2 protein-coding genes are annotated in these 1,552 nt (G+C 65.1%); both read left to right on the forward strand.

Features of this window, described 5'->3' with window-relative positions; genetic code table 11:
* Nucleotides 1-739, forward strand: a 739-nt coding sequence (locus tag W930_RS25845) for an FAD-dependent monooxygenase (RefSeq protein ID WP_036655684.1), incomplete at its 5' end; no start/stop codon positions are given.
* Between the two features lie 68 nt (nucleotides 740-807).
* On the forward strand, nucleotides 808-1,552 hold a 745-nt coding region (locus W930_RS0102905; protein ID WP_028730771.1), incomplete at its 3' end, for a fumarylacetoacetate hydrolase family protein.

Below are 1,552 nucleotides of genomic sequence, written 5' to 3' on the forward strand. Positions count from 1 at the left end.
CGACGACGCCGATCTCGAACGCGCCGTCGTCTACACCTTTCATGCGGTGATTGCGCAGCGATGGCGGCAGGGACGTCTGATGCTGGCCGGCGACGCCGCCCATCAGACACCGCCGTTCCTCGGTCAGGGCATGTGCGCCGGCATTCGCGACGCGAGCAATCTCGCATGGAAGCTGGTGGCGATTCTGCGGCACGGCGCTTCCGATGCGTTGCTCGACACCTATCAGCAGGAACGCTACCCGCACGTCTCGGAGTTCATCACGCTGGCGGTCGAACTGGGGCGCATCATCCAGGCGGTCGATCAGGACGCCGCCGCGCGGCGCGACGAGATGTTCGCCAACGGCCCCCGTCGTCTTCAGAGCCTGAGTCCGCGACTGGGCGCGAGTGCGCTGCTCCTACAGGAGGCCGAAGGCGGCGCGATCTCGCGGCAACCGACATTGGCCGACGGCCGACGCATGGACGACGCGGCAGGAAACGACTTCCTGTTGCTCACGCGAGGCGGCGCCTTCTCCGCGGCGCAGTGCGAAGCCGCCCGCGAGGTGTTCCCGTGGCCGCTGCGATGGATCGAGGACGCCAGCGAGTCGACACGCCAATGGCTCGACACGCTCGATGCCGATGCTGTGCTGATTCGTCCGGATCGCTATGTCGCCGGCGTTGCCCGAGGGGGCGACGCGTTGCGCAATCTGACGGCATCCGTCGGGGCCGCACTCGGCGTGGCTGAAGCCCCGGTGGCCGCCTGAGCGAGGGCGGTCCGCAAAACACAACCGATTTGTATTGGCTCAACAATGTTTTCTCTGGAGACTCATTCATGAAATTCGTCAGTTTCACGCGGCAGGGCAAGGCCGGTTTTGGTGTGGTGCGCAATGAAGGTGTGGTAGATCTCGGCGCACGTCTGGGCCTCGTCGACCTCGGCGCCGCATTGCGTGCCCATGGCATCGACACGCTGAAGGATCTCGCGCAAAAGCACGACGCCGATTTCGCACTCGCCTCGATCGACGCTTATCGACCGGCCGTGGCCGATCCCGACAAGGTGCTGTGCGCCGGCCTGAACTATGACGAACACGTGCGCGAAACCAGGCGCGAGCGCACCGAGCGCCCGACCATATTCATGCGCTACGCCGAATCGCAGCTCGGTCACGAGCAACCGATTCTGCTGCCGCCCGAGTCGGAGCGTCTGGACTACGAGGGCGAGATCGCCGTGGTGATCGGTCGCGCCGGACGTCGCATCAGCGAGGAAGATGCCTTCTCCCATATCGCGGGCTTCGCCTGCTACAACGACGGCAGCATTCGCGACTGGCAAACCCACACCTCGCAGTGGGGGCCGGGAAAGAATTTTCAGGCAACCGGCGCCTTCGGCCCGACGCTGGTGTCCGCCGACGAGATCGGCGAGAACGAAGCGCTCACACTCGAGACGCGTTTGAACGGACAGGTCGTGCAGCACGCCACCACCGACATGCTGATCTTTTCGATCCCGACGCTGATTGCCTACTGCTCGACCTTCACCAGATTGCAGCCGGGCGACGTGATCGTGACCGGCACGCCGGGCGGTGTCG

Origin of the sequence: Pandoraea sp. E26, assembly GCF_000681415.1 — a bacterium.
In the GTDB taxonomy this organism is placed as follows: domain Bacteria; phylum Pseudomonadota; class Gammaproteobacteria; order Burkholderiales; family Burkholderiaceae; genus Pandoraea; species Pandoraea pnomenusa.